This is a genomic window from Streptomyces sp. SID3343 (genome assembly GCF_009865215.1).
Classification (GTDB): Bacteria; Actinomycetota; Actinomycetes; order Streptomycetales; family Streptomycetaceae; genus Embleya.
Map to the genome: position 1 here is coordinate 1 of NZ_WWJX01000046.1, position 7,358 is coordinate 7,358.

A 7,358-nucleotide genomic window follows, 5' to 3' on the forward strand; every position below is an offset into this window, starting at 1 on the left:
CCGCCCCGCCCGCTCCCGCCGGACCGGGCGGCGCGGCGGACGACACCCGGGCCGTCGCGGTGCGCGACCGATACTGAACCCCCGATCGGCCGGTCGGCTCGGTCAGCAGCCCGATCGATCCGAGCAGTGCGGGTTTCGGCGATCCTCGCGCAGCAGTTCCGGCAGGGTCACCGCCCCCGAGCCGTACTGGGCGGCCACGTCGTCGGGGTTGGAGATGCGGCAGCGCTTCATCGACAGACACCCGCACCCGATGCACTGCTCCAAGCCGTCCCGCAGCCGGACCAATGCCTCGATCTCCTGGTCCAACCGCCCACGCCAGGCCCTGCTGATCCGCGCCCAGTCGGCCGGCGTGGGCGTGCGGCCCTCCGGGAGCTTGTGCAGCGCGTTGCGGATCTCCTCCAGCGTCAACCCGATGTTCTGCGCGGCCCGGATGAACGCCAGGCGTCGCAGGACGTGCCGCTCGTAGCGTCGTTGGCCGCCCGTCGTGCGGCTCGCGCTGATCAGCCCCTCCGCCTCGTAGAACCGCAGCGCCGAGGCCGCGAAACCGCTGCGCGCGGTCATCTGGCCGACCGTCAACAAGTCCGTCCCGGTGAGCACGACTTCCTCCCGACCCGTAGTTCGCCTTGACCTGAAGTGCACTTGAGCTTGCAGTGTAAGGGGGCAACCCATCACCGGGTGGGTGTGGATTCCCGTGGAGCCACCATGCCTGTCGCACTGATCACCGGCGCGTCCAGAGGGCTCGGTCTCGCCCTCTCCCGCGCCCTCGCCGCCCGAGCCTGGACCCTCGTCGTCGACGCCCGCACACCGGCCGGCCTCACCCGAGCCGCCGACGAACTGCGCGCCCTCGGCGCCGACGTGATCGCCGTCGCGGGTGACGTCGCCGACCCCGCACACCGCGCCGAACTCCTGGACGTCGTCCGCGAGTCGGGCCGGCTCGATCTGCTCGTCAACAACGCGAGCGTGCTCGGCCCGAGCCCGCAACCCGAGCTCGCCGACTATCCGTTGGCCGACCTCGCGCACGTCTTCGACGTCAACGTCATCGCCCCGCTGGCGCTCGTCCAACTCGCCCTGCCCCTGCTCGCCGCCGGCGGGACCGTCGTCGACATCAGCTCCGACGCGGCCGTCGAGGCGTACGCGGGCTGGGGCGGCTACGGCGCGGCCAAGGCCGCGCTCGACCACGTCGGCGCGACCTTGGCCGTGGAGCGGCCCGAACTCGCGGTGTACTCCTTCGATCCGGGCGACATGAACACCGACCTGCACCAACAGGCCTATCCGGGCGAGGACATCTCGGATCGACCGGACCCCGCGAGCGTGGTGCCCGCGCTGCTCCGGCTGGTCGACGAACGCCCCACGAGCGGCCGCTACCGGGCCTCGGAGCTCGCCGCGGCGGTGATCTCGTGAGCACGCTCGTCGCCCGCGAGGCGACCGAGCCCGCCGAGGCGCGCGGACTCACGCGCGACGGAATCCGGTTGCTCGCCCACAGCGGCGGGCGGATCGAACACACCGTCTTTCGCGACCTCGGACGCTTCCTCGGCCCGGGCGACCTGCTCGTGGTCAACACGTCGGCGACGCTGCCGGCCGCGGTCGACGGCTACCGCGCGGACGGTTCGCCGGTGACCGTGCACTTCGCCACCCGGTTCGACGACGAGACCTGGGCCCTGGAACTGCGGCACACCGACGGCACGCCCGGCCCGATCCGGGACGTGCGGCGGTTCGAGGCGGTGCGTTTTCCCGGCGGCGGGTGCGCGATGGCGCTGCTCCTGGAGCCCTACCCGGACGAGGACGCGCCGCGCCGGTTGTGGAAGGCACGGATCACCGTGCCGCATGCCCGGGTGGAGACCTTCCTCGCCGATCGCGGCCGGCCGATCACCTACGCGTACATGCGCGAGCGTTGGCCGCTGACGGCCTATCAGACCGTGTTCGCGCGCGACGGCGGCAGCGCCGAGATGCCCAGCGCCGGACGCCCGTTCACCCACGAACTCGTGGTCGACCTGATCACCCGCGGCGTCGTGGTCGCGCCGGTCGTGCTGCACACCGGGGTGTCCTCGCAGGAGATCGGCGAACCGCCGCTGCGCGAGTGGTACCACGTGCCCGAGAGCACCGCCGCGCTCGTCGGGCAGGCCCGGCGCGTGATCGCGGTGGGCACGACGGTGACCCGGGCCCTGGAGTCGGCGGCGGACGCCGACGGCCGGGTCACCGCCGCGAAGGGATGGACCGATCTGCTGCTCGGCCCCGACCGCCCGGCACGGGTGGTCGACGGGATCGTCAGCGGCCTGCACGCCCCCGAGGCCACCCACCTGCTCCTGCTCGAAGCGGTCGTGGGCGCCGACGTGGTCCGCCGGGCCTACGACGAGGCCCTCGCCGAGGGCTACCTATGGCACGAATTCGGGGACAGTTCGCTTCTGCTTCCCTGAGTGGTGGTCGTGGTCGGACCGCACCCACCACAGCACGAGCACACTGGACAGGGCCGCCACCGCGCACCACGAGGACGCGAAGGAATGGAACCACAGCCGGGCGGTGACGGCCGCGCCGATCGTGAAGATCAGTCCCAGGAAACGCAACACTCGATCCCTGGCCAGCAACAGCGGACCGAGGGTCGCGACGAGATATCCGGTGATCACCCACGGGGCGGCCGGCACCCCCACGGAATAGCGCACCGTCCGGCCGCACACCTCCGCGCTCACCGGCCCCGACGCCACCACGTGCCCGAGCACGCCGGCCACGGTCAGGCCGACCACCAGGAAGAAGGCGGCTCGTACCCGCTCGCGGCCGCGTGCCAACGGCCACGACGCCGCGAGCACCGCGAGCGGCAGGAAGGCGGGCAACAGCGGAAAGGCGATCACCGCCCACGCCTCACGGGCGATCTCGGCCGTGCCCTCGGACACACGGCCCTGCTCGCCCTTCCAGACGACCGCCTCGATCAGCTGGTGTACCCCGAGCACGACCGGAAGCAGGGCCATCGGCAGGTCGTTGACCCGTCGTACCGACGCCACACTCGCGATCCCCACGGCCGTGATGCCGCTGCCCATCACGAGGTCGGCCTCAGCGCTCCAACACACGGGTGCCTCGTCTCGCCGCGGAAGTTCGTTTCCGTGCTGGCGTACCCGCTGTTCATGTGTTCAACGTTTCATACGCCCTTTCGGGCAAGGTTCGAAGTGTGGTATCGGTCACGCCTGGGTGTAATACGAACGTACCGCCGGCTGACCCGTGTAGTTGGGTCCGGTGGTGTCGTCGGCGCCGAGATATGTGTACGGGAACGCGATATCGCGACCACCACGCAGCGCGATACGCCGACGCGCCGTGTCGAACTCGAAACCGGCGCGCCGTAGTTCACTCGTCACCGGGCCGGGTGCGTCGATCTGGACGGGGTCGAGGTCGGCGACGAAGCGGCCCGCGGGCGTCAGCCAGGACGCGATCCGGGCGAGCAGACCGAGCTTGTCGCCGACGTAGTGCAGACCGTGCACGCACGTGATCAGGTCGTACGCGCGCGGCGGTGACCACGTCACGACGTCCGCGGCGATCAGGTCGAGCCCGGCGGAACGCACGGCGGGGACGAAGAAGTCGACCAAGTCGACTCCGGTGATGTGCAGATCCCTCGCCCGCGGGTCACCACTCGCCTCGATCAGCGCGCGACCCGAACCGCAACACAGGTCCAGCCACGCGTCGCCGGCGGTGAGCCGGGTCAGCGGGTCGAAACCCAATTCACGGGCGTAGCTGTTGACGCCGCGCAGACCCCGCTCGCGGTTCATCGCGTTGTTCGCGACGACCGAGGAGCGGGCGAGCGCGTGGTCGTCGAGCAGGCGCGGCGTCCGGCGGCGGGGTCGTGTCCCCGTCCTCGGTCGCCGCGCCCGCGTGGGTCACGCGCCCTTGGTGGCGCTCGTCGCCAGCCACTGGGTCCACGACAGGTTCCACGCGCCGTAGCCGTTGTCGGGCGAGACCGCGCGCTCCTTCGAGTTGATCACCTTGACCACGTCGCCGCGGTCCGCGTGGTCGTAGAACCACTTGGCGTCGTCGGGGATCATGCTCACGCAGCCGTGACTGGTGTTGGCCTTGCCGAAGGGGGGATTCGTCTTGTCGTACCAGTAGTTGCCGTGCGCGAACGTGCCGGACGTGGTCAGACGCACGGCCCACGGCACATCCGCGATGTCGTATTCCTGGCCCAGACCCACGGTCGCCGAGTTCATCCGGGTCTTGGTGTACTTCTCCATCACCACCATCACGCCGCCCCACGTGTCGTACTTGGGGGACTCGCCGGCGGTGATCTTGGTGGTCTTGACGACCTTGCCGTTCTCGGTCGTGGTCATCGTCTTGGCGGCCACGTCGACGGTCGAGATCCGGGCGACGGCGCTGATCGCGAAGTTGAAGCTCTTGTACTGCTTGGAGCCGACGCCACCGCCGAGGTCGGCGCCGCGCAGGTTCAGGTCGACCTTCACCTTCGTGCCGGCCGCCCAGTACTCCTTGGGCCGCCACTCGACGCGGGTGTTGCCGAACCAGTGCCACGCACCGGTCACCGCCGGCGTCGCGGTGACCTTCATGGCCTTCTCGGCCTCGGCCTTGTTCACGATCGGGCGATCGAAGCGCACCGATACGGGCTGGCCCACGCCGACGGTCCCGCTGTCGGGGAAGACCGAGGCGGTGACCTCCTTGCCCAGGCTCGCGGTGGTGAACTTGGAGTTGACGGTGGTGGGCTGGTTGTCGGTGCTGTTCGCGGTCGCGCTGACCGTGTACACGCCGCTCGGGGTGAAGGGGACCTTCGGCTTCCAGGACTTGCCGTCGGCCGCGAGCGCGCCGTCGACGGCCTCGCCCTTGGCGTTGAGGACCTTGACCTCGGTGAGCTTGCCGCCGTCGACCGCGAACGCCAGGGGGTCGGCCAGATCGACGCCGGTCGCGCCGTCCTCGGGCGTCACGATCACCTGCGCGGTGGCGCCCTTCGGCTTCTCCTCGGGCTTGCCGGACTCGCCGGCGCCGCCGCCGGCGGCGCCGGGCTTGGCGGAGCCGTCCGCGGGGGGCGTGATCTTCGAGTCACTGCTCGCGTTGGTCGCCTTGTCACCCTTGTCGTCCCCAAGAAGCCCGCAGCTCCCCGTGAACAGGATTACGCCGGCGACCAGGACGGCCGGAACGGTGCGCCGTCGCATCGCTTTGCCTGCCACGTTTCGGGATTCCCTTCACACATGTCTACGGGTGAAACAGGTCGAGAGAGGAAGAGCGCAACGCGAGCCTCCGCCTCATTGACTGTCTCGCGAGCGGTTAGGTTGCTCGGCCAATGGTGTGATGTGCGTCTCGTGGGCTCCGCGACAGCCCCGGCCGCCCTCGTCCGCCGGCGGTGACATGCGCCCGTGGAGTGGGCGACACGACGTGCCGAACAGGACGCGCATCGCCTCCCGGGCGTCGGCGTGCCTTCGTCCCCACGACGAGCGGGCTGCCGGGCCGGACCCGTGTCCTGCCGAAGTCCTGGTACGGACGACCCTCGCGAGGATATACGCAGCGTTGTCACGTCGGTACGGGAAAGGCCGAGACCCGTCCGAGCGAAATCTCCGGCCCCGCGCCTTCGTCGGCGGCGCCGGTCGTAGCCGTGCACAGTCGTATGTATAGGGAGTCGGTCGGGCGCACGGGGAGGCATCCAGGACCAAGGGGGCATTCCGGGGCACCGGGAAGCGGTTGCGCGGATGCGAAGGCAAGCGATCCGGCGGCTGTGAAGGCAAGCGCGAGACCGCCTGCGGGTCGTCGTGAGCGGCATCGCCGACGTGACTCTGGTCACCGTCGCGGGGCTCGCCGAGCCCGCGCCGGCCTCGGCGGGTCGACGGACGCCGGCGCCGGACGGCCGGCTCGTGGACGGAGGGCCGGTTCAGCCCCGACCAACAACGCGCGTAGCGGGTCGATTCGCCGCGTCCGACGGGATCATTCGGACATCGGTAAGTCCCGGACAAAACAGGGCGGTTGACCATACGTCAGGCTACGCGGGCGTCCGGAACGTCGGGTTGAACACCTGATGATCAAGCCGGGTAGGCTCACGCCCGACCCCCACCCCCGGCAACGAGGATCCGCTTGATGTCAGCACACATGCCCCCTCACGCCCGGTCCCAACGACCACCGATGGGCAGAACGTTGCTCGCCTTCGGGATCGTCCTGATCGTCACCGCCGGCGCAGTGGTGTGGGCCGTGTCCGCGACGTCCACCGAACACCGCACCGCGGTCACCGTAGGCGGGGTTTTGATCGCCCTCGCCGTGTCGACCGCCGTCGCGGCCACCGTGCACGCGACCCGGGTGGCCGACCTGTTGCGGTCCCGGATCTCCGAGATGGAGTCCGACGAGGCTCGGTGGAACGACGCCAACCGTGACCGGGTGTCGGCGTTCGAGATCGAGGCCACCCGCCTCGCCGACGAGACGCTGCCCGCCCTCGTGGCGCTCCTGCGCGACGGCGCCGCGGTGGACACCGCGCTCGCCGGCGTCGCGACGCCGCAACACGACGTGCTCGCCAGGACGTTGACCACGGTCGCGCGCGAGGTGGGCCAGGGCGAGCGCATGCGCGCCGCCGCGATGTCCGCGTGCGCGAACGCCGCGGGCCGCGTCCAGGCGCTGTCCACGAGCATGCTCGCGGACCTGCGCGACATGGAGGGCCGACACAACGAGGAGGTGTTCGGCGACCTGCTGCGGCTCGACCACAGCACCGCCCAGGCCGGCCGGCTCGCGGACAGCATCGCCGTCCTCACCGGCGCGCGTTCGGGCCGCCGGTGGACCAAGCCGATCGTCATGGAGAGCATCCTGCGCGGCGCGGTCGGCCGGATCAGCGCCTACCAGCGCGTGCGCGTGCACTCCTCCAGCGAAGCGGCCGTGGCCGGCTACGCGGCCGAGGGCGTCATGCACGCGCTCGCCGAACTGATGGACAACGCGACCAAGTTCTCGCCGCCCTCCGAGCAGGTGCACGTCTACGTGGAGGACGTTCCCGCGGGCGTCGTGGTCACCGTCGAGGACGGCGGGCTGGTGATGGGCGAGTTCGCCCTGCGCCGCGCCGAACAGGCGGTCTCCGCCGAGTCGTTGGACCTCACGTCGCTTTCCGGTACGCGCCTGGGCCTGGCCGTCGTCGGTTGCCTGGCCCGCAAGCACGGCCTCACCGTGTCGTTTCGGCCGTCCTCGCGCGGCGGCACCGGGGTCGTCGTGATGATCCCGCGTCAACTGATCACCGAGGCCCGAGTGGAACCCCGCAAGCGCGCCGCTCCCGCTCCCGCCGCCGCGGTACGCCGTGCCGCGCCGATCGAGCCCGCGACCGTCCCGGCGCCGCCCGCCTCCACGCACGACGACGAAGTCCCCACCGCCGCGCCCGCCGTCGCGTCGACCGGTCTGGCCAAGCGCCGCCCCGG

Annotated in this window: 7 protein-coding genes; 3 read left to right on the forward strand and 4 right to left on the reverse strand. The window is 71.0% G+C overall.

From position 1 onward, the window contains the following. Nucleotides 1-102 precede the first annotated feature (102 nt). A complete protein-coding gene (gene soxR, locus GT354_RS01935) occupies nt 103-597 on the reverse strand; it encodes a redox-sensitive transcriptional activator SoxR (RefSeq protein ID WP_346011795.1) in 495 nt (164 codons plus the stop codon). 105 nt (nt 598-702) lie between these two features. On the opposite strand from soxR, the gene GT354_RS01940 reads away from it, so the two are divergent. Beyond that, a complete protein-coding gene (locus tag GT354_RS01940; RefSeq protein ID WP_161354397.1) occupies nt 703-1,401 on the forward strand; it encodes an SDR family NAD(P)-dependent oxidoreductase in 699 nt (232 codons plus the stop codon). Next, nucleotides 1,398-2,414 (forward strand): S-adenosylmethionine:tRNA ribosyltransferase-isomerase, encoded by a 1,017-nt coding sequence (locus tag GT354_RS01945; RefSeq protein WP_161354398.1) that lies wholly within the window; start codon nt 1,398-1,400, stop codon nt 2,412-2,414. Before GT354_RS01940 ends, GT354_RS01945 begins: the two co-directional genes overlap by 4 nt. On the opposite strand, the gene GT354_RS01950 is transcribed toward GT354_RS01945, so the two are convergent. The 3 genes from GT354_RS01950 to GT354_RS01960 all read right to left on the reverse strand — a co-directional run bounded on the left by GT354_RS01950 (nt 2,373) and on the right by GT354_RS01960 (nt 5,150). Further along, nucleotides 2,373-3,059: a DUF6629 family protein gene (locus tag GT354_RS01950; RefSeq protein ID WP_346011796.1), complete on the reverse strand. Its 687-nt coding sequence runs from the start codon at nt 3,057-3,059 to the stop codon at nt 2,373-2,375. The two genes, GT354_RS01945 and GT354_RS01950, sit on opposite strands and share 42 nt — an antisense overlap. A gap of 108 nt (nt 3,060-3,167) precedes the next feature. After that, entirely contained in the window at nt 3,168-3,749 is a 582-nt protein-coding gene (locus tag GT354_RS01955) for a methyltransferase domain-containing protein (protein ID WP_161354399.1), read from the reverse strand. 108 nt (nt 3,750-3,857) lie between these two features. Next, complete coding sequence (locus GT354_RS01960; RefSeq protein WP_346011797.1) at nt 3,858-5,150, reverse strand: Ig-like domain-containing protein; 1,293 nt, start codon at nt 5,148-5,150, stop codon at nt 3,858-3,860. A gap of 943 nt (nt 5,151-6,093) precedes the next feature. On the opposite strand from GT354_RS01960, the gene GT354_RS01965 reads away from it, so the two are divergent. Then, a partial coding sequence (locus tag GT354_RS01965) for an ATP-binding protein (RefSeq protein ID WP_161354400.1) occupies nt 6,094-7,358 on the forward strand: 1,265 nt, incomplete at its 3' end.